16 protein-coding genes are annotated in these 22,608 nt (G+C 43.8%); 2 read left to right on the forward strand and 14 right to left on the reverse strand.

Features of this window, described 5'->3' with window-relative positions; translation table 11 throughout:
- Nucleotides 1–36: 36 nt before the first annotated feature.
- Complete coding sequence (locus tag ASUC_RS00220) at nucleotides 37–849, forward strand: outer membrane protein assembly factor BamD (protein WP_011978694.1); 813 nt, start codon at nucleotides 37–39, stop codon at nucleotides 847–849.
- Nucleotides 850–973: 124 nt separating this feature from the next.
- On the opposite strand, the gene rho is transcribed toward ASUC_RS00220, so the two are convergent.
- A complete protein-coding gene (gene rho, locus ASUC_RS00225; RefSeq protein WP_011978695.1) occupies nucleotides 974–2,236 on the reverse strand; it encodes a transcription termination factor Rho in 1,263 nt (420 codons plus the stop codon).
- Nucleotides 2,237–2,423: 187 nt separating this feature from the next.
- On the opposite strand from rho, the gene rhlB reads away from it, so the two are divergent.
- Nucleotides 2,424–3,665 carry an ATP-dependent RNA helicase RhlB gene (rhlB, locus tag ASUC_RS00230; protein WP_011978696.1) on the forward strand — a complete coding sequence of 414 codons (1,242 nt, stop codon included), beginning with the start codon at nucleotides 2,424–2,426 and terminating at the stop codon, nucleotides 3,663–3,665.
- Nucleotides 3,666–3,813: 148 nt separating this feature from the next.
- Here the strand turns inward: rhlB and rpoC are convergent, their stop codons facing one another.
- The 13 genes from rpoC to alaS all read right to left on the reverse strand — a co-directional run bounded on the left by rpoC (nucleotide 3,814) and on the right by alaS (nucleotide 22,474).
- Complete coding sequence (gene rpoC, locus ASUC_RS00235; protein WP_011978697.1) at nucleotides 3,814–8,073, reverse strand: DNA-directed RNA polymerase subunit beta'; 4,260 nt, start codon at nucleotides 8,071–8,073, stop codon at nucleotides 3,814–3,816.
- Between the two features lie 137 nt (nucleotides 8,074–8,210).
- The gene (gene rpoB / locus ASUC_RS00240) at nucleotides 8,211–12,239 is read right to left on the reverse strand and encodes a DNA-directed RNA polymerase subunit beta (RefSeq protein WP_011978698.1); all 4,029 of its coding nucleotides are present in this window, start codon (nucleotides 12,237–12,239) and stop codon (nucleotides 8,211–8,213) included.
- A gap of 309 nt (nucleotides 12,240–12,548) precedes the next feature.
- Nucleotides 12,549–12,917, reverse strand: a complete 369-nt coding sequence (gene rplL / locus ASUC_RS00245) for a 50S ribosomal protein L7/L12 (protein ID WP_011978699.1) — start codon at nucleotides 12,915–12,917, stop codon at nucleotides 12,549–12,551.
- Between the two features lie 57 nt (nucleotides 12,918–12,974).
- The gene (gene rplJ / locus ASUC_RS00250) at nucleotides 12,975–13,466 is read right to left on the reverse strand and encodes a 50S ribosomal protein L10 (RefSeq protein WP_011978700.1); all 492 of its coding nucleotides are present in this window, start codon (nucleotides 13,464–13,466) and stop codon (nucleotides 12,975–12,977) included.
- A 292-nt stretch (nucleotides 13,467–13,758) separates the two neighbouring features.
- Nucleotides 13,759–14,448 carry a 50S ribosomal protein L1 gene (rplA, locus tag ASUC_RS00255; protein ID WP_011978701.1) on the reverse strand — a complete coding sequence of 230 codons (690 nt, stop codon included), beginning with the start codon at nucleotides 14,446–14,448 and terminating at the stop codon, nucleotides 13,759–13,761.
- A gap of 4 nt (nucleotides 14,449–14,452) precedes the next feature.
- Complete coding sequence (gene rplK / locus ASUC_RS00260; RefSeq protein ID WP_011978702.1) at nucleotides 14,453–14,881, reverse strand: 50S ribosomal protein L11; 429 nt, start codon at nucleotides 14,879–14,881, stop codon at nucleotides 14,453–14,455.
- Between the two features lie 234 nt (nucleotides 14,882–15,115).
- Complete coding sequence (locus tag ASUC_RS00265; RefSeq protein ID WP_011978703.1) at nucleotides 15,116–15,877, reverse strand: hypothetical protein; 762 nt, start codon at nucleotides 15,875–15,877, stop codon at nucleotides 15,116–15,118.
- A 232-nt stretch (nucleotides 15,878–16,109) separates the two neighbouring features.
- Nucleotides 16,110–16,667, reverse strand: coding sequence for a transcription termination/antitermination protein NusG (gene nusG, locus ASUC_RS00270; RefSeq protein WP_011978704.1), 558 nt, complete (start codon nucleotides 16,665–16,667; stop codon nucleotides 16,110–16,112).
- A gap of 1 nt (nucleotide 16,668) precedes the next feature.
- Nucleotides 16,669–17,079: a preprotein translocase subunit SecE gene (secE, locus tag ASUC_RS00275; RefSeq protein WP_011978705.1), complete on the reverse strand. Its 411-nt coding sequence runs from the start codon at nucleotides 17,077–17,079 to the stop codon at nucleotides 16,669–16,671.
- Nucleotides 17,080–17,239: 160 nt separating this feature from the next.
- Entirely contained in the window at nucleotides 17,240–18,127 is an 888-nt protein-coding gene (galU, locus tag ASUC_RS00280) for a UTP--glucose-1-phosphate uridylyltransferase GalU (protein WP_011978706.1), read from the reverse strand.
- Between the two features lie 83 nt (nucleotides 18,128–18,210).
- Complete coding sequence (locus ASUC_RS00285; RefSeq protein ID WP_011978707.1) at nucleotides 18,211–19,575, reverse strand: phosphohexomutase domain-containing protein; 1,365 nt, start codon at nucleotides 19,573–19,575, stop codon at nucleotides 18,211–18,213.
- Nucleotides 19,576–19,587: 12 nt separating this feature from the next.
- Nucleotides 19,588–19,773, reverse strand: coding sequence for a carbon storage regulator CsrA (gene csrA, locus ASUC_RS00290; RefSeq protein ID WP_011978708.1), 186 nt, complete (start codon nucleotides 19,771–19,773; stop codon nucleotides 19,588–19,590).
- A gap of 76 nt (nucleotides 19,774–19,849) precedes the next feature.
- Complete coding sequence (gene alaS, locus ASUC_RS00295) at nucleotides 19,850–22,474, reverse strand: alanine--tRNA ligase (protein ID WP_011978709.1); 2,625 nt, start codon at nucleotides 22,472–22,474, stop codon at nucleotides 19,850–19,852.
- Nucleotides 22,475–22,608 lie beyond the last annotated feature (134 nt).

Consider the following 22,608-nt stretch of genomic DNA (forward strand, 5'->3'; position numbering starts at 1 on the left):
TATCATATTTTTACATAGAAAAAGGATTACCACGCCATGCGTAAATTAAAATCGCTTTCCCTTGCCGCTTTGGCTGCATTTGCGTTAACGGCCTGTTCCAGCAACAACGAAGTCGAACAAGCATCCGAACAGGAATTGTTCACCAAAGGGCAGGCCTATGTGCAGGAGGGTAATTACAGTGATGCGACCAAATACTTGCAAGCGGTAGATTCACGTTTTCCGGGAAGCGATTACAGCGAACAGGCTGAATTAAATCTGATTTACGCCGCTTACCGCAACCAGGATTACACTACTGCGTTGGTAACGGCGGACCGATTCCTACAGTTGCATCCGCAAAGTCAGCATACGGATTATGTGCTTTATATGGCGGCACTAACCAATATGTCAATGGGGGACAACTTTATTCAGGATTTCTTCGGTATTGATCGCGCAAGCCGCGAAAGCACTTCCATGAAAACGGCATTCGGCAACTTCCAAACCTTGGTTCAGCATTTTCCGAATAGTCCTTACACGCCGGACGCTATCACCCGTATGGCTTATATCAAAGACCGTTTAGCTCGTCATGAATTGGAAATTGCTAAATTTTATGCCAAACGCAACGCATGGGTGGCTGTATCAAACCGTGTAACCGGTATGCTACAAACTTATCCAGATACTAACGCAACATTACAGGCATTGCCGTTATTGGAAAAGGCCTATCACGAAATGGGGTTAACCCAATTGGAACAAAAAGCGGCAACTTTAGTGAAAGCCAACGAAGGTAAAGTCATTAAAGAAACGGATAAACCTGAAGAGCCGTTCTTAAGCTTGCCGTCTTGGTTAAAATTCGGTAGCGACGACAAAAAATAGTGCGGAATAAAAACGGAAAGGTACGAATGTGCCTTTTCTTTTGCCTGAAAAACAGGTAAAAAAATGACCGCACTTTTATTCCCAAATAACGAAAGTACGGTCAAAAAATTCAGTATTTTTGATATTATGAACGCTTCATAACTTCGAAAAACGCTTCGTTGGTTTTCGCCACCATTAATTTATCAATAAGGAATTCCATCGCTTCCACTTCTCCCATCGGGTTAAGAATTTTACGCAGAATCCACATTTTCTGTAATTCATCCGGCGTAGTAAGTAAGTCTTCTTTACGGGTACCGGAACGGTTGAAATCGATAGCCGGGAACACGCGTTTTTCTGCAATTTTACGGGAAAGGTGCAATTCCATGTTACCTGTTCCTTTAAATTCTTCAAAAATCACCTCATCCATTTTCGAACCGGTATCTACCAGTGCAGTGGCGATAATGGTTAGGCTGCCGCCTTCTTCTACATTACGTGCCGCACCGAAAAAACGTTTCGGACGATGCAATGCATTGGCATCCACACCGCCGGACAAAATCTTACCGGAAGCCGGGGTCACCGTATTGTAAGCTCGGGCTAAGCGGGTAATGGAATCCAGCAAAATCACTACGTCTTTTTTATGCTCTACCGAGCGTTTGGCCTTTTCAATCACCATTTCCGCCACTTGAACATGACGTGCCGCCGGTTCGTCAAAGGTTGAAGCGATGACTTCACCGCGCACAGTCCGTTGCATTTCCGTCACTTCTTCCGGACGTTCGTCAATTAATAATACGATTAACTCACATTCCGGATAATTCGCCGTGATACTTTGTGCAATATTTTGCAACAATACGGTTTTCCCCGCTTTCGGCGGTGCGACGATCAAACCGCGCTGACCTTTACCGATAGGCGAAGCCAAATCTAAAATACGGGCGGTTAAATCCTCTTTCGAGCCGTTACCGCGTTCCATGCGCAATCGGGAATTGGCGTGTAGCGGTGTTAAGTTTTCAAAAAGGATTTTACTGCGGGAAACTTCCGGACGGTCATCATTGACTTGATCTACTTTTAATAAGGCGAAATAACGTTCCCCTTCTTTCGGCGGACGAATTTTACCTTCCACTTTATCCCCGGTTTGTAAATTAAAACGGCGGATTTGGCTTGGCGACACATAAATATCATCCGGACCGGCTAGATAGGAACTGTCTGCAGAACGTAGAAAGCCAAAACCATCGGGTAAAATTTCCAACACACCGCCGCCGAAAATATCTTCACCGCTTTTCGCGTGTTGTTTTAAAATGGCAAAAACGATATCTTGTTTGCGTAAGCGGGCTAAATTTTCTAAGCCCATTTGTTCTTCCCCAAGCTGCACAAGCGTGGAAACCGGGGTATTTTTGAGTTCTGTTAAATGCATAATTGAGAGTTAATACTTTGGATTGGAAAAAATAAGAGTTGACTCATCGGTCGATTGAATGGACGTAAAGTTACCACTAAAACCCGATTCTGTCTAGCTTTTACCTAAAAAAAGTGCGGTCTTTTTTTGGGTAATTTTGCATAACGTGATATGCTTGCCCCAATTTTCACAAAATAAAAATAATATTATGACGACAGAACACTTATCTCAGCAGCGGTTTGCCGACCTGCCGCTACATCCTCAAATTCTCGCCGCACTGAACGACCAGAATTTCGAATATTGCACACCGATTCAAGCACTATCTTTACCCCTGACGCTACAAGGCAAAGATGTGGCAGGACAGGCGCAAACGGGGACAGGCAAAACTATGGCGTTTCTTACGGCGACGTTTCATCATTTACTGACTCATCAACCGGATTTCATTACAAACCAACCACGGGCATTGATCCTGGCACCAACCCGTGAACTGGCGGTACAAATCGCTCATGATGCGGAATCCCTCGCTCAAACAACCAAACTGCGTATCGCACTGGCTTACGGCGGTGACGGTTACGATAAACAATTGAAAACCATTGAGAACGGCGTAGATATTTTAATCGGCACCACCGGCCGAGTGATTGATTACGTGAAACAAGGGATTATCCGCTTTAACGATATTCAGGTAGTGGTACTGGATGAGGCCGACCGGATGTTCGATTTAGGTTTCATTAAAGATATTCGCTACTTGCTGCGCAAATGCCCTGCCCCGAAATCACGCTTAACCATGCTATTCTCCGCAACGCTCTCCTATAAAGTTCGGGAGCTCGCCTTTGAAGATATGAACGATCCCGAATATATTGAAATCGAGCCTTTACAAAAAACGGGACATCGAATTAAAGAAGAACTGTTCTATCCATCGAATCGGGATAAGATGGCATTATTGATGACCCTATTAGAAGAAGAATGGCCGGAACGCTGCATTATCTTTGCTAACACCAAACATCGTTGCGAGGAAATCTGGGGCTATCTTGCTGCCGATGGGCAACGTGTCGGTTTGTTGACCGGCGATGTAGCGCAAAAGAAACGGCTTGCCTTACTTAAACAGTTTACCGACGGCGAACTGGATATTCTGGTAGCAACCGATGTGGCGGCCCGCGGTTTGCATATTCCCGATGTTACCCATGTTTTTAATTATGATTTACCGGATGATCGCGAAGATTATGTACACCGTATCGGTCGTACCGGACGGGCGGGCGAAAGCGGTATGTCAATCAGTTTTGCCTGCGAACAATACGCCATGAATCTTCCGGCAATCGAAGAATATATCGGCCATCACATTCCCGTCAGTCAATATGATCCCGACTCGTTAATCAATGATTTGCCGAAGCCTTACCGTATCAAACGTAATCATACGATTCCGCATTCCAGCCGGGATTATAAAAAACGTTAAAATATCTGACCGCACTTCCAGCGCTGTTTTGACTAAAATGCGGTCGATTTTTTGTCATTTTTCATGTAACAGCAACAATGGAATAAAAATCCCCTGAAGGAATTAACCTCCAGGGGATTTTTTCATTTATGAATTGATATCGCCCGGTTTATTCTTCATCCGCCATATTCAGCATTTCTGCCAGACTGGAAGTCGGATCATCCGCGATCATATTAAATTCCGCGTCAATTTCCGCTTCATCCGCTGCGGAGAATTTCACGGCTTGTTCGGCCGCTAACGCATTATGACGGTTTTTCGCACGATTTTGATGATATGCAAAACCGGTACCTGCCGGAATTAAGCGGCCGACAATCACGTTTTCTTTCAAGCCGCGTAATTCGTCACGTTTACCGGCAACCGCCGCTTCAGTTAATACGCGGGTAGTTTCCTGGAACGAGGCCGCCGAGATAAATGACTCGGTTGCCAATGATGCTTTGGTAATACCAAGCAACTCGCGTTCGAATTCTACCAGCGGTTTGCCTTCAGCTTCACGTTTACGGTTAACGATCTTAATACGCGCCACTTCCACTTGCTCGCCTTCTAAGAATTCGGAATCGTAAGCGTTTGTGATAATGGCTTTACGCAACATTTGACGAACGATCACTTCGATGTGCTTATCGTTAATTTTAACCCCTTGTAAGCGGTAAACTTCTTGCACTTCGTTTACGATATACTCAGTAACTGCATGCACACCACGTAAGCGTAAGATATCATGCGGTGTTTCCGCACCATCAGAAATCAAATCGCCACGTTGTACCATTTCGCCTTCAAACACGTTAAGCTGACGCCATTTAGGAATCATTTCTTCGTAAGTTTCACCGCCATCGGTTGGTGTAATTAATAAGCGACGTTTACCTTTGGTTTCTTTACCGAAGGATACGATACCGGAAATTTCAGCCAAGATTGCCGGCTCTTTCGGTTTGCGTGCTTCGAATAAGTCCGCAACGCGCGGCAAACCGCCGGTAATATCTTTAGTCCCCACAGATTCCTGCGGGATACGAGCCAGCGGATCACCAACGTTGATTTCCGCACCGTCGTCCAAAGTAACGATAGCTTTGCCCGGTAAGAAGTATTGTGCTGCGACATCGGTACCTTCGATTAAAATGTCGTTACCTTGCGCATCCACCAATTTAATTGCCGGACGTAAGTCTTTACCTGCCGTTGCTCGTTCCCCTACATCCTGCACCAAGATAGAAGATAACCCGGTTAATTCATCAGTTTGGCGACTTACGGTTAAACCGTCGACAATATCGACAAATTTCACGAAACCGGCCACTTCTGATATAACCGGCATAGTATGCGGATCCCAGTTTGCTACGATTTCGCCAGCCGTGACTTCAGCGCCGTCCGCTTTATTTAAGGTGGTACCGTAAGGCAGTTTGTAATGCTCTTTGGTACGACCGAAAGCATCGATTACGGTTAATTCGGTATTACGCGAAGTTAATACTAGTTTACCTTCGTTATTGGTGACAAATTTTACATTAGCCAAACGAATTGTACCGTTGTTTTTAACCTGTACGCTGGATTCTTTCGCCGCTGCTGATGCCGCACCGCCGATGTGGAACGTACGCATGGTTAACTGTGTACCCGGTTCGCCGATAGATTGTGCCGCGATAACACCGACGGCCTCGCCTTGGTTAATCAGATGACCGCGCGCCAAGTCACGCCCATAACATTTAGCGCACACACCGAAATCGGTATCACAGGTTACGACGGAACGTACTTTAATGCTGTCTACCGAATTTTCATCGATAATATTACACCATTGTTCGTCGATCAACGTATTACGCGGAATCAGGACTTCTTCCGTACCCGGTTTTAACACGTCTTCCGCGGCTACACGACCTAATACCAGCTCACGTAGCGGAACTTTTTCATCGCCGCCTTCGATTAATGGAGACATCACGATGCCTTCATGCGTACCACAATCGTCTTCGACAATAACTAAGTCTTGTGCGACGTCAACCAAACGACGGGTTAAATAACCGGAGTTCGCTGTTTTTAATGCGGTATCCGCCAAACCTTTACGCGCACCGTGAGTTGAAATAAAGTACTGTAATACGTTTAAACCTTCACGGAAGTTCGCCGTAATCGGTGTTTCGATAATTGAACCGTCCGGTCGAGCCATCAAACCGCGCATACCCGCTAGCTGACGAATCTGTGCGGCGGAACCACGAGCGCCGGAATCCGCCATCATAAAGATACTGTTGAATGAAGATTGTTTTTCCGGATTACCTTCACGGTTGATTACTTCTTCCGTAGAAAGATTTTCCATCATTACTTTCGCTACACGTTCGTTAGCTGCCGCCCAAATATCGATCACTTTGTTATAACGTTCACCGACAGTCACCAAACCTGATTGGAATTGCTCTTGAATTTCAGCTACTTCTTGTTCCGCTGCCGCAATAATTTCGTATTTTTTCTCCGGAATCACCATATCGTCGATACCGACGGATGAGCCCGAACGTGCCGCATACGCGAAACCGGTATACATGATTTGGTCCGCAAACATTACGCTCTCTTTCATGCCTAAACGACGATAACATTCGTTGATCAATTTAGAGATGGCTTTTTTACCAAGAGTTTGGTTGAACAAATTAAACGGCATACCTTTCGGCGCGATCATCCATAAAATAGCACGACCGACAGTGGTATCCACTAAGTTAGTTTGCGGTTCAAACTCTCCTTCCGCATTTTTCACATATTCCGTAATACGGATTTTTACACGTGAATGCAATTCCGCACGACCGGTACGATAAGCTTTTTCCGCTTCGCGAGGATCCTGTAACAGCATACCCTCACCCTTACCGTTCACTTTATCACGGGTCATATAGTAAATACCCAATACCACATCTTGTGACGGCACAATAATCGGATCACCGTTCGCCGGTGATAAAATATTATTGGTCGACATCATCAAAGCGCGGGCTTCTAACTGCGCTTCTAACGTCAACGGTACATGAACCGCCATCTGGTCACCGTCGAAGTCCGCATTAAACGCCGCACAAACAAGCGGATGCAACTGGATTGCTTTCCCCTCGATTAAAATTGGCTCAAATGCTTGAATACCCAAACGGTGCAAGGTCGGCGCACGGTTTAATAAAATCGGATGTTCGCGAATAACTTCAGCCAAGATATCCCACACGATAACATCTTCACGCTCAACCATTTTCTTCGCCGCTTTAATGGTTGTCGCATAACCGCGGCTTTCTAGTTTCGCATAAATAAACGGACGGAATAATTCCAGTGCCATTTTTTTCGGCAAACCGCATTGATGTAAATGCAAGTACGGACCTACGGTGATTACAGAACGGCCTGAATAGTCAACACGTTTACCCAATAAGTTTTGGCGGAAACGACCCTGTTTACCTTTGATCATATCCGCAAGAGATTTCAGCGGACGACGATTCGACCCCGTAATCGCGCGACCGCGACGACCGTTATCCAACAGCGCATCCACGGATTCTTGCAGCATACGTTTTTCATTACGTACGATAATATCCGGCGCAACTAAATCTAATAGTCGTTTCAAACGGTTGTTACGGTTGATGACACGGCGGTATAAATCGTTTAAATCCGAAGTGGCGAAACGACCTCCGTCCAACGGAACTAACGGACGTAAGTCCGGCGGAAGTACCGGTAATACAGTCATTACCATCCATTCCGGTTTGTTGCCGGACTGAATAAATGCTTCTAATAATTTCAAACGTTTAGTGATTTTTTTACGTTTGGTTTCAGAATTGGTTTCTTGTAATTCTTCACGTAAAACTTCACATTCGTGTTCTAAATCCATATCGCGTAAAATGGACTGGATAGCTTCCGCCCCCATTTTCGCCTCGAATTCATCCGCCCAACGTTCTTCGGCATCCAAATATTGTTCTTCAGTTAATAACTGCCCTTTTTCCAAATCAGTCATACCCGGTTCAATGACGATATAAGATTCGAAATAAAGCACTCGTTCAATATCGCGCAACGGCATGTCTAACAATAAACCGATACGAGACGGCAGCGATTTTAAGAACCAGATGTGAGCCACCGGTGACGCTAATTCAATATGCCCCATACGTTCGCGACGAACTTTGGTTTGGGTCACTTCAACCCCGCATTTTTCACAGATTACGCCACGATGCTTCAAACGTTTATATTTACCGCATAAACATTCGTAATCTTTTACCGGCCCGAAAATACGCGCACAGAAAAGACCGTCTCGTTCAGGTTTAAAGGTACGGTAGTTAATGGTTTCCGGTTTTTTCACTTCACCGAACGACCATGATCGAATCATGTCCGGTGAAGCCAAACCAATCTTAATTACATCAAAATCTTCGGCAGTTTTTGATTGCGCTTTTAAAAAATTAACTAAATCTTTCACAGATTTTGCTCCTGTCGGAGTTAAACTTATTCAAAGTGCGGTCGAAATTCATTTAATTTTTTGACCGCACCTTGCGCGGAATTTTCGCATTACGATGAATGCTTTCTCATTACGACGGGACGATTCCCGTCTATAAATCAGGCTTCATCTAAATCAATATTAAGACCAAGCGAGCGAATTTCTTTCATGATTACATTGAAAGATTCCGGTGTGCCCGGTTCCATGTAGTGCGTACCGCCCACGATGTTTTTATACATCTTCGTGCGGCCGTTCACGTCATCGGATTTCACGGTTAACATTTCCTGCAAGGTATATGCCGCACCGTACGCTTCAAGTGCCCAAACTTCCATTTCACCGAAACGCTGACCACCGAATTGTGCTTTACCGCCCAACGGTTGTTGAGTCACCAAGCTGTAAGAACCGGTTGAACGTGCATGCATTTTATCGTCCACTAAGTGATTCAATTTCAGCATGTACATATAACCGACAGTTACCGGTCGCTCGAATTTTTCACCGGTACGACCATCATATAAGGTAATCTGACCGGAAGTCGGCAATCCGCCAAGTTCCAGCAAGCCTTTGATTTCGCTTTCATCGGCACCGTCAAATACCGGTGTCGCAAGTGGCATACCTTTACGTAAATTTTCCGCTAAACGTAATACTTCTTCGTCCGTGAAAGTATTAAGGTCTACTACCTGTGAACCGCCGCCTAAATCATAAGCTTTTTGGATGTAACCGCGTAATTTCTCAATATCCTGTTTTTGTTTAAGCATGATATTGATTTGTTCGCCGATACCTTTTGCCGCCAACCCCAAGTGGGTTTCCAAAATCTGACCGATATTCATACGGGACGGTACACCCAATGGGTTCAATACGATCTCAACCGGACGACCGTTTTCGTCATACGGCATATCCTCAACCGGATTAATTTTTGAAATAACCCCTTTGTTACCATGGCGACCAGCCATTTTATCCCCGGGCTGAATTTGACGTTTTACCGCAAGATATACTTTCACGACTTTTTGTACACCCGGCGCCAAATCATCTCCCTGGATAATCTTGCTGCGTTTCACTTCCAATTTGTGTTCGAAATCTTTACGTAATTCTTCGTATTGTTCCGCAAGTTGTTCTAACCGGCTTTGTTTGGATTCGCTTGAAAGAGTTTGTTCCAACCACTTCGCACGCTCCATTGTATCCAATTCTTTTTCGCTGATACCGCCGTCAACAAGTAAGTTGCGAACGCGGGAAAATAAACCGGCTTCTAAGATTTCCAATTCTTCAACAAGGTCTTTTTTCGCTTGTTTTAATTGCATTTCTTCGATTTCTAACGCGCGTTTATCTTTTTCTACGCCGTCTCGGGTGAAAACTTGCACGTCGATAACCGTACCGGAAGTGCCGTTAGGTACCCGAAGAGACGAATCTTTTACATCAGAGGCTTTTTCACCAAAGATCGCTCGTAGTAATTTTTCTTCCGGCGTTAATTGAGTTTCACCTTTCGGCGTCACTTTACCCACCAGAATGTCACCGCCTTTTACTTCGGCACCCACGTAGACAATACCGGATTCATCCAATTTACTTAACGCCGCTTCGCCTACGTTAGGAATATCCGCAGTAATTTCTTCCGCACCTAATTTGGTATCACGCGCCACACAAGATAATTCTTGAATGTGGATGGTAGTGAAACGGTCTTGTTGAACCACACGTTCGGAAACCAACATAGAGTCTTCGAAGTTATAACCGTTCCAAGGCATGAACGCCACACGGATATTTTGACCTAATGCCAATTCACCTAAATCGGTAGACGGACCGTCAGCTAAGATTTCGCCGCGACCGACAGGCTCACCCAAGTTCACGCAAGGAATTTGGTTGATACAGGTATTTTGGTTTGAACGGGTATATTTAATTAAGTTGTAGATATCGATACCCGCTTCGCCCGGAATCGTTTCATCTTCATTAACTTTCACCACAATACGAGAGGCATCAACATATTGAATGGTACCGCCACGTTTTGCAACAACCGCTACACCTGAGTCCAGTGCAATCGGTTTTTCCATACCGGTACCGACTAGCGGTTTATCCGCACGTAATGTCGGAACCGCTTGGCGTTGCATGTTTGCACCCATTAAGGCACGGTTCGCATCGTCATGTTCAAGGAATGGAATCAATGCCGCCGCAACAGATACTACTTGTTGGGTCGAAACGTCCATATAATGAATTTCTTCCGGACGATATAAACCGGATTCACCATGTTCGCCGCGGGCCGTTACGAAAGTATCCGTAAAACGGAAATCATCATCTAAGTTTGCATTCGCCTGAGCAATGATATATTTACCTTCTTCAATCGCAGACAAATATTCAATTTCTTCGGTAACTTGACCGTTTACCACTTTGCGGTATGGTGTTTCTAAGAAACCGTAATCATTAGTACGCGCATATACGGAAAGCGAGTTAATCAAACCGATATTCGGACCTTCAGGCGTTTCGATCGGACAAACGCGACCATAATGGGTCGGGTGAACGTCTCGCACTTCGAAACCTGCCCGTTCGCGCGTCAAACCGCCCGGACCTAATGCGGAGATACGACGTTTATGCGTAACCTCCGATAACGGGTTGTTTTGATCCATAAATTGAGACAATTGCGAAGAACCGAAAAATTCTCGGACTGCCGCAGAAATCGGTTTAGCATTGATCAAATCCTGTGGCGTTACGGCATCAAGATCACCTAATGAAAGGCGTTCTTTAACAGCTCGTTCAACGCGGACTAAACCGATACGGAATTGGTTTTCCGCCATTTCACCTACCGAACGGATACGACGGTTACCCAAATGGTCGATATCGTCCACTTCACCGCGACCGTTACGGATATCGATCAGTTTTTTCATCACGCTGACGATATCTTCTTTACTTAACACGCCGCTACCCGTTTCGCTGTCGATACCTAACGAACGGTTGAATTTCATACGCCCTACAGCGGACAAATCGTAACGTTCCTGGGAGAAGAATAAGTTATCAAATAGACCTTCCGCCGCTTCTTTTGTCGGTGGTTCGCCCGGACGCATCATACGGTAAATTTCTACTAACGCACTTAAACGATCGCAAGAAGGATCCACTCGTAATGTTTCGGAAATATACGGCCCGAAATCCAAATCATTAGTAAATAACGCTTCGATTGCGGTATAACCGGCCTGAGCCAATTTCGCTAACAGTTCTAAAGAAATCTCCGTGTTTGCGGCACAGATTACTTCACCGCTTTCTAAATCCACGTAGTCTTTTGCCGCAACTTTACCGATAATATATTCGGTCGGAACTTCGACTTTTTTCACGCCGTCTTTTTCAAGTGCTTTAATATGGCGAGCCGTAATACGACGACCGCGTTCGACATACACTTTACCTTCGGCTTCAATATCAAATGTTGCCGTTTCGCCGCGTAAACGCTCCGGCACTAATTCCATCAGCAATTTATCGCCTTGAATTTCAAACACCACTTTATCAAAGAATAAATCCAGAATTTCTTCTGTTGTGTAATTCAATGCTCGTAAAATGATGGTTGCGGGTAATTTACGACGACGGTCGATACGTGCGAATAAGTTATCTTTCGGATCAAATTCAAAATCTAACCACGAGCCACGGTAAGGAATAATACGTGCGTTATATAAAACTTTACCTGAAGAGTGTGTTTTACCTTTATCACTATCGAAGAATACGCCGGGACTGCGGTGTAATTGTGAAACGATAACGCGCTCGGTACCGTTGATAACAAAAGTACCGTTATCTGTCATCAATGGGATTTCACCCATGTATACATCTTGTTCTTTAATATCTTTCACGGTACCGGGAGCTGCATCTTTATCATAGCTCACCAGGCGTAATTTCACCCGTAACGGCGCAGCAAAGGTTGTACCGCGAATCTGACATTCTCGCACATCAAACACAGGCTCGCCAAGCTTATAACTGACATATTGCAATTCCGTGCTACCGTTATTACTGACGATAGGAAATACAGAACGAAATGCCGCTTCCAGCCCTTGCTGACCGTCAGGATCGCGCTGAATAAATTTGTCGAATGAATCTAATTGAATGGTTAATAAATAAGGTACGTTTAAAACTTGCGAACGTTTGCCGAAGTCTTTACGGATACGTTTTTTCTCAGTATAGGAGTAACCCATTGGTTTTCCTCTGTAATATCTAGTGAGACCGACTTGAAATAAAACCATTGAAGTGCGGTAAAAAATTTAATATTTTTTTATCTGATTTGCTATCAGATGATTTTAAATCAAGGTATGAATCCGTTTGTGAGATACCGCACTCTGAACCTTACTTCTGATGAGCGGATTGCATTAAGCTAACAGCTTGATTTAACTTAATTTTTTCTGCAATAAAACGGTGAATTTTTTTGTACTCGTTTGAGAGCACAAAAGGCTGACGGAAAAACCGCCAGCCGTAAGTTCCGAAGAACGGAAAATAGTCATCAAAAATTATTTGATTTCTACTTTCGCGCCTGCTTCTTCTAAAGCTTTTTTCAGCTCTTCAGCTTCGCCTTTAGAAATACCTTCTTTCAGGTTAGCCGGAGCTGATTCAACTAAGTCTTTAGCTTCTTTCAAGCCCAAACCGGTTGCGCCGCGTACTGCTTTGATTACAGCAACTTTGTTAGCACCGGCTTCAGTTAATACTACGTTGAATTCGGTTTTTTCTTCTGCTGCCGCTGCGCCGCCCGCTGCCGGAGCTGCCGCTGCTACTGCAGCTGAAACACCGAATTTTTCTTCCATCGCTGCAATTAATTCAACGATTTCTGATACTGATTTTGAAGCAATCGCTTCGATTAATTGTTCGTTAGTTAATGACATGACAATCAATTCCTAAAGTAAATAAGTTGTTAAACGATTTAAGAAAGGCTATGAAAATTAAGCCGCTTCTTGTAATTTGTCGCGTAATGCTGCAAAAGTGCGAACAAGTTTGCCTGCCGCAGCTTCTTTCATTGTACCCATTAAACGTGCAATCGCTTCTTCGTAAGTTGGTAATGTCGCCAAGAAATCGATATCTTGAATCTTACCTTCAAAGGCTGCACCTTTAATTTCAAACTTATCATTCGCTTTTGCGAAATCTTTGAACAAACGTGCCGCCGCACCGGGATGTTCATTAGAGAATGCGATAAGTGTCGGACCGGTAAACGTATCTGTTAAGCATTCGAATTCTGTACCTTCAACCGCACGACGTAATAAAGTATTACGAACAACGCGCATTGAAACGCCAGCTTCGCGAGCCGCTTTACGTAACTCAGTCATTTTATCTACCGTTACACCGCGGGAATCCGCGATAACGGCAGAAAGGGCACCTTTGGCTGCTTCATTTACTTCAGCAACAATTGCTTGTTTGTCTTGAAGATTTAATGCCATTGGCTTTGAGCTCCTGAATACACTCCGATAAATCGGAACTAAATTACCTGACACAACAAAGTATCAGGACGACTTCGGTGTACAGAAGCAGAAAATTCTTTTTCTGTTCACCATCTACGTAGGTTATTAAGAAAATTCAGTAAAAAACCGACCGCACTTTTTATCGTGCATTTTCTCCTACGGTCTTGGACGGGGCTTGATTTGGCAAGCACCATCAAATTTACGGCATGAGCCGCAAATAGGGCGTAAATTATACGGATAATTTACGCCTTTGTAAAGTTACCGTTGCAAATTATAAGCTGCTTTGATCAACTTGAACGCCGGCACCTTGAGTAGTAGAAACGCTTACTTTCTTAATAAAGATACCTTTAGCCGTTGTAGGGCGTGCTTTCGCTAACGCCGCCAAAAGCGCTTGTAAGTTTTCTTTTAATTGTTCTTCGGAGAAGCTCGCTTTACCGATTGTGGTATGAATAATACCGTTTTTATCATTACGGTAACGAACCTGACCTGATTTCGCATTTTTAACCGCCTCGGCAACATTTGGTGTTACGGTACCGACTTTAGGGTTTGGCATTAAACCGCGCGGACCTAAAATCTGACCTAACTGACCGACTACGCGCATTGCATCCGGAGAAGCAATTACTACGTCAAAATCCATTTCGCCTTTTTTAACTTGCTCTGCTAAGTCTTCCATACCGATTAAATCAGCACCGGCTTCTTTCGCGGCTTCAGCATTAGCGCCTTGTGTAAACACAGCAACACGTACGGTTCTACCGGTACCATGTGGTAACACGGTTGCACCTCGAACGTTTTGATCGGATTTACGCGGATCAATACCTAAATTTACGGCAACGTCAACGCTTTCGTTGAATTTAGCGGTCGCAAATTGTTTCAATAATGCGAGAGCTTCGTTGATTTCATACGCTTTGGTAGAATCTACGCCAGCTTTGATTGCTTTCATTTTTTTAGTCAATTTAGCCATCGTATTATTCCTCCACCACTAAGCCCATTGAACGAGCAGTACCAGCGATTGATTTCATTTTGGTTTCGATAGTCGCACCGGTCATGTCCGCTGCTTTAGTTTCAGCGATTTGACGGATTTGATCTTGAGTTACTTTACCCACTTTATCTTTATTCGGTTTACCAGAACCGGATTTGATACCTGCGGCTTTTTTCAATAATACGGCTGCCGGCGGAGTTTTAGTTACGAATGTAAATGAACGGTCTGCATAAACAGTGATTACAACAGGAATAGGTAAACCTTTTTCAATGCTTTCGGTACGCGCATTGAACGCTTTACAGAATTCCATGATGTTTACACCTTGTTGACCTAATGCAGGACCAACCGGTGGTGAAGGGTTAGCCATACCCGCCGCGACTTGCAGCTTAACGTATGCTTGGACTTTTTTTGCCATTTTTAAGTTTCCTCTATATGGGTAATAACGCTGAAAAAATCAGCTCCCCGTTGCACAAAAATATGAGCTGGATTTTTCTAGCTCATAATAGGTCGCGGATTATATAAAAAGTGCGGTTGATTTTCAAGCGGTTTTGTCATCAAACTAAATATGAAAACTCAGAAAAAACTGACCGCACTTTTTTGTACGTGTTACAATCCCATTCCGCCATACCCAAAATTTAACTGTCGGATATTAGTTTTGCTCCTGATATTTATTATAAAGTTCAGCAATGGCTTGATAAAAATTAGCTTCCATAGATTTGACTGCAGAAAAATGGAAGGTATCAAAGACAGGTATCTTTTTATCTGCCAAAGATAGTTCGTATAAATCAACAGCGCCATTTTTACTTTTTCCAATAAATGGTAATTCACGTGTTGGGAAAGCAAAATTCATTGTAATAATCACATCTGGGTTCAATAAAGCAATTTCTTCTTCAAAAAAATTACGACCCGTTGATTTCTCTACCTGTTTTGTACGTTTTATAAAATCGTTAATTTGGTTCCAATCCGCTTGGAAATTTCCACTATTATTACTAAACTTCGATAAATTCATAAATGCAAAGCTAATTCCTTTTTCAGTTGCGAAATCATCACGCATATCATTTGCCCAAGGAATGTCTTCATACTTTTGGAACTGATGTTGAAAACCGTATGCCATATAAAATAATTTACTATGAAACGGATGGCTATTTAATGTGTAAGTTGAATTTTCCGTTCTTAACCAATTAGAAAGATTCACTTTATATTCTTTGTAAATTTGATCAATGTAATTAGCATCAATCGTCAAACCCTCGCGACCAATAAATAAAACCTTTACGGTTTGTTTTGTATAATAAGGGTAAAAACCGTCTTCAACAAAGTGCTCTGCACCTATTGCATTCTTCCAATCTCGAAACAACGCTTGTAATTTTTGATGTAATTCCTGTTCACATGGAAGTGTATAAATTGATGTCATAGAAGATTCCTCTGAAGTATATTTAAGGTAGCTTTTGAATAAAGACAATAACGGATATTTTGTGTCTCATCGAAATTATTTTATTCTGCAATGATGTTTATTACTTAGCCTGTCAAAGCTAAGTAATAGAAAAGTATACTTCTGCATTATTGAGGGAAAAGTGCGGTTATTTTTTCTTGAATTTCAGGCAATAAAAAAGCAGAGATAACTCTGCTTTTTATTAAAATTCAAATTAGCCGGTCGCTTTTTCCACTTGACTGAACTCAAGTTCGACCGGTGTTGCGCGACCGAAGATGGAAACGGAAACTTTCAAACGACCTTTTTCATAATCCACTTCTTCAACCGTACCATTGAAATCTGCAAACGGACCTTCGGTAACTCGAACCTCTTCTCCCGGCTGGAATACATTTTTCGGACGAGGTTTATCCGCATTCTGTTCTACACGGTTAAGAATAGCATCCGCTTCACGCTGGCTGATTGGTAACGGTTTATCCGGCGTTCCGCCGATAAACCCCATTACGCGCGGTACACTGCGTACCAATTGCCAGGTATAATCGTTCATTTCCATTTGTACTAACACATAGCCCGGGAAAAATTTACGTTCGCTTTTACGACGTTTGCCCGCTACGTTCTCAACGACTTCTTCGGTCGGTACCAGAACTTCGCCGAATTGATCTTCCATATGGTTAAGTTTGATATATTCACGTAACGTTGCCGCTACACGACCTTCAAAACCGGAGAAGGCTTGTAATACATACCAACGTTTTTTAGGTGCTGCTGTTTCTGTCATCTTAGAATCTCAAATCTGTTAAGAAATTTAATACGCTTACAATTACACTGTCAAAACCCCATAAAATCAGCGACGTAACAACCGTAACCGCCACAACAATGAATGTGGTTTGAGTAGCTTCAGGGCGTGTCGGCCAAGTAACCCGACGAAGTTCCGTTCTGGCTTCACTGAAGAATGCCAACGCTTTTTTACCCTGGTTCGTCATTGCCGCAAGAATTAAGGCAATTGCAATTAAAACGAACATCGCAACAACACGAACCGGTGTCGAATACTGTTCTGCAAAATAAATATTACCAACCGACGCCACTAAGATAAACGCAACGACAAGAAACCACAAAAAGCCATTCAAGCCTTTTGACTTTTGCGCCGTTTGTTCTACTTCATTTTTCTTTTTTTCAACAACTAAAGCCATATTTTAACCTAAGTGAATTGTTATTTTACGGAGACTAAACACTGGATTCGCGATTGTAGCATTTTATTTGTGTAATTCATAACTAATTATTAATTTTCTTCCGGATAAAAAGAACAGGCTGAGCAAATGCTCAGCCCGTTTAACATTAAACTATCTTTCATTATAGGGTTTTGACCAATTTTTTCAGGTAATCTTTAAATTGGGTACCTAATTTTTCATGCTGCAAACCGTATTCGACAAAGGCTTCCATGTAACCGATTTTATCACCGCAGTCAAAAGATTCACCGGTCATGTGGAAAGCCTCCACCGTTTCTTTTTTAATTAACATATCGATGGCATCGGTTAACTGGATTTCATCTCCCACACCGACCGGAGTTCTTTCCAATAGTTCCCAAATACCGGCTGAGAATACATAGCGCCCCACGACGGCTAAATTAGACGGCGCTTTATCGACACTCGGTTTTTCCACCAAACGGGAAATCTGAGCACTTTCGCCTCCGCCAAATTCAACACCGTTACAGTCCGCCACGCCATAACTGCTGACATCTTTCGGCTCCACCGGCGCTACCATAATCTGACTGGCTCCCGTTTCTTCAAAACGCTTGATCATCGCCGCCAGATTTTCTCTTTTCTGATCAGCGGTAAAATCCGCCAATAATACGTCAGGTAAAACAACGGCAAAAGGTTCGTTTCCGACTAAAGGACGACCGCATAATACGGCATGTCCTAAACCTTTAGCATTCCCTTGGCGTACATGCATAATAGTAACGTCTTTCGGACAAATTGAACGTACTTCTTCTAAAAGTTGGCGTTTAACCCGTTTTTCCAGCATAGATTCCAATTCGTAAGACGTATCAAAATGGTTTTCGATAGCATTTTTTGACGAATGCGTAACCAAAACAATTTCTTTAATCCCGGCTGCGACACATTCACTGACCACATACTGAATTAACGGTTTATCCACCAGTGTCAGCATCTCCTTCGGAATGGCTTTGGTTGCCGGCAACATACGTGTTCCCAGGCCTGCAACTGGAATAATCGCTTTCATAGTTTTTCCTTAATTTACACATAAACGACCGCACTTTAGCACAAATTCGTAAAGTGCGGTCACATTTTACAGAGATTTACGATTTATTGGCGTAATAATGCCAAAACCTCATCGGTTTTTTCTTTCATTAACGCTTTATCGCCACGGGTTTCAAGGTTTAAACGGACCACCGGTTCCGTATTGGAACTACGCAGATTAAAACGCCAGTTCGGATATTCAATACTGACGCCGTCGATCTCGCTCACGGAAACCGCATCTTTTTCATAAGCCGCGCGGACCTGGGCAATCGCCGCTTTAGCATCGGTTAATTTACTGTTGATCTCGCCAGGTGACGGATAAGAGTCAATACTTTCGTTCACCAACTGACCTAAAGTTTTACCAGACACGCAAACCAGTTCCATCACAAGTAACCAAGGAATCATACCGCTATCGCAATAATAGAAATCGCGGAAATAATGGTGAGCCGACATTTCGCCGCCGTACACGGCATCCACTTCACGCATTTTTTCTTTAATGAATGAATGACCGGATTTCGACATTACCGCAACCCCACCGTTTTCCTCCACCAATTTTTCGGTATTCCAGATCAAGCGTGGATCATAAATAATTTTAGCACCCGGATATTTCTTCGTGAACGCCTGACTTAATAAACCGACCACGTAGTAACCTTCAATAAACTGACCTTTTTCATCAAAGAAGAAACAGCGGTCAAAGTCACCGTCAAAGGCAATCCCCATATCCGCTTTATTAGCCAGTACTGCATCAATAGTATCCTGACGATTATCGTGCAAAATCGGATTCGGGATCCCGTGCGGGAACGTACCGTCCGGATTATTATGCACTTTAACGAATTCTACCGGAATACGACGTGCTTTGAATTGCGCTTCAATAGCATCCAGAGCATGCCCCGCCGCACCGTTACCGGCATTAAATACCAATTTCAGCGGTTTGATATTATCGAAATTCACGTAAGATAATAAACGTTCGACATAATCACCTACTACGGATTGTTGTTTGTACGTACCGCGTTGTACTACATCCGGAAAGTTGTTTTCTTCGGCCAAACGCTGAATGTCCGCCAAACCGGTATCCGCACTAATCGGACGGGAACCTTCGCGAACCAGTTTCAAACCGTTAAAATCCATCGGATTATGGCTTGCCGTAACCTCAATTCCGCCGTCAGCCTTTAAAAACGAAGTGGCGAAGTACACTTCTTCCGTGCCCACTTCACCTAAATCAATGACATTGACGCCGGAATCCAATAAGCCGTTTGTTACCGCGCTTTTAAGTTCTTTACTTGTTAAACGAACGTCACCACCGACAACAATGGTTTTTGGTTTTAAAAATTGCCCGAATGCTCGACCAATTCGATACACAATATCTGCATTTAATTCATCGCCTAAGCGACCGCGGATATCATAAGCTTTAAAGCACGTTAATTTAGACATAATTTCTCCTAGCTATACATGATTATTGTCTTCAGCTGCGAGTTTGATGCGTTCGTAAATTTCTTCACGATGCACCGTCACATCCTTCGGGGCTTCTATACCGATTTTCACTTGATTTCCCCGAATATTTAACACAGTAATGGATATATCGTCGCCAATCAGCACCGTTTCACCAACTTTCCGGGTTAATATCAACATACGGACCTCCCCTAATGAATATCGCCTGTAACTTTCCTTCGTCTAAAGACTCATCCGCTGACAAGCCTTTTCCCTGTTAAATCATTGTCTTTAACCAGTCAGACGCGACAATTAATGCGGCAGACAAATTTTCCGGTTGCGAACCGCCTGCCATTGCCATATCGGGACGACCGCCGCCTTTACCGCCCACTTGTTGAGCCATTACATTGACTAATTCACCGGCCTTCACTTTTGCCGTTAAATCTGCGGTAACACCGGCAATTAAATTAACTTTGCCGCCCGAAGCAGAACCTAATGCAATAACGGCGGAACCCAATTGGTTTTTCAGATCATCCACCATCACACGTAATACTTTGGCATCCGCACCGTCAAGTTGATGAGTCACTACAGAAACACCGTTAATTTTGACCGCACTTTTCGCTAAATCGGAACCTGCTTGCATTGCCGCTTTTTCTTTAAGCTGTTGCAGTTCTTTTTCCGTTTTTTTCACTTTATCCTGTAATTGGATAATTTTTTCCGGCAAAGACGGAATGTCCGATTTCAGCAAATCTGCGCTTTGAGCCAGAATAGTTTGTTGGTTGAACAACCAATTTATCGCCTCTTCGCCCGTTACCGCTTCAACCCGGCGGATACCGGCTGCCACCGCACCTTCGGAAATAATTTTTAATAATCCGATCTCACCGGTTCGTTCCACATGCAAACCACCGCAAAGCTCAATTGAAAACGGGCTCATCGTAACAACCCGCACAGTTTCACCGTACTTCTCACCGAACAACGCAATAGCGCCTTTGGATTTTGCTTCCGCCACCCCCATTTCTTCCGTTAACACCGGATGGTTGGCACGGATATGGAAATTCACTAAACGTTCGATTTCCATGATTTGTTCTTTTGTTACCGCTTCCGGTTGCACGAAGTCAAAACGCAATCCCACATCGGAAACCAACGACCCTTTTTGCGCGACGTGTTCGCCTAAAACCTGACGTAATGCGGCATGCAGCAAGTGTGTCGCGCTATGGTTCAATTTCGTGTACTGACGACGTTGCGCATCCACTTGCGCATTCACGATTTGACCGACGGACAACGTTCCCTGCGTCAATTCGCCGATATGGCCGAATACCTGACCGTATTTTTGCGTATCTTTTACATCAAAATGCAAGCCGTTCGCCGTTAACATGCCGCTGTCGCCGATTTGGCCGCCCATTTCCGCGTAGAACGGCGTATTTTCCAAAATCACCACGGCACTTTGACCGGCGGAAACGCTCTCCACCGCTTTACCGTCCCGGAAAAGTGCGGTCACTTTTGCGAGACTTTCTACGTTAGTATAACCTTCAAATTTAGTTTCACCGTCCACACGGATAATGCTGGTATAATCCATGCCGAAATTGCTGGCGGATTGCGCGCGCAAACGTTGCGCCTCCATTTCTTTGTCAAAACCGTTTTCGTCCACCGCAATATTACGTTCACGGCAAACATCTGCGGTTAAATCAAGCGGAAAACCGTAAGTATCGTACAATTTGAACGCCACTTCGCCGGACAGCACACCGTTTTTTACATTCGCCAATTCAGCATCTAATAATATCAATCCGCGTTCAAGAGTACGGGCGAATTGTTCTTCTTCCAATCGCAATAATTTTTCCACGTTGGCTTGTTTTTCTTTAACCTGTTTGCCCGCTTCCGCCATAACTTCAATCAAGGTCGGTACTAATTTATAGAAGAACGTTTCTTTCGCGCCTAATAAGTGACCATGACGTACCGCTCTGCGTATAATACGGCGTAATACGTAACCGCGACCTTCGTTAGACGGGATTACGCCGTCGGCAATTAAATACGCACATGAACGAATATGATCGGCAATAACACGTAAGGATTTATTGCCTAAGTCCGTGGTTCCCACGATCTCCGCCACTTTTTTAATCAACGTTTGGAAAATATCGATTTCATAATTGGAATTAACATGCTGCAATACCGCCGTCATACGTTCCAAGCCCATACCGGTATCCACAGACGGTTTCGGTAATTTCTCCATGGTGCCGTCCGCTAAACGGTTAAACTGCATGAACACTATATTCCAGATCTCGATATAACGGTCGCCGTCCTCTTCCGGCGTCCCCGGCAAACCGCCCCAAATATGATCGCCGTGATCATAGAAAATTTCGGTACAAGGACCGCAAGGACCGGTATCGCCCATCGCCCAGAAATTGTCGGACGCATAAGGTGCGCCTTTGTTATCGCCGATTCGGATAATGTGTTCTTGCGGTACGCCGACTTCTTTATTCCAAATATCATATGCTTCGTCATCGGTTTCATATACGGTGACATACAGTTTTTCTTTCGGTAATGCTAACCATTTGGGCGAAGTTAAAAATTCCCAGGCAAAATTAATCGCGTCATATTTAAAATAATCACCGAAACTAAAATTCCCCATCATTTCGAAGAAAGTATGGTGGCGTGCGGTATATCCCACGTTTTCCAAATCGTTGTGTTTCCCCCCGGCGCGCACGCAACGTTGCGCGGTGGTCGCACGGCTGTACGGACGTTTGTCCATGCCGAGGAACACATCCTTGAATTGATTCATTCCCGCATTAGTAAATAATAATGTCGGATCGTTTTCCGGCACTAACGAGCTGCTTTCTACAACTTGGTGTCCTTTACTGTGAAAAAAATCTAAAAAAGATTGACGGATTTCTGCTGTTGTTTTCATTATTAAGCCTTTGGTTGTCCTTAAATACTGGGCTTATTGTGACATATTTTTCTCATTTATTGAATGGAATTCATCCCGTTCCCGGATAAATAAAACCGCACTTTTGCTCTTCCTGCGAAAGTGCGGTTGAATTT

Source organism: Actinobacillus succinogenes 130Z (assembly GCF_000017245.1).
Lineage (GTDB): Bacteria > Pseudomonadota > Gammaproteobacteria > Enterobacterales > Pasteurellaceae > Exercitatus > Exercitatus succinogenes.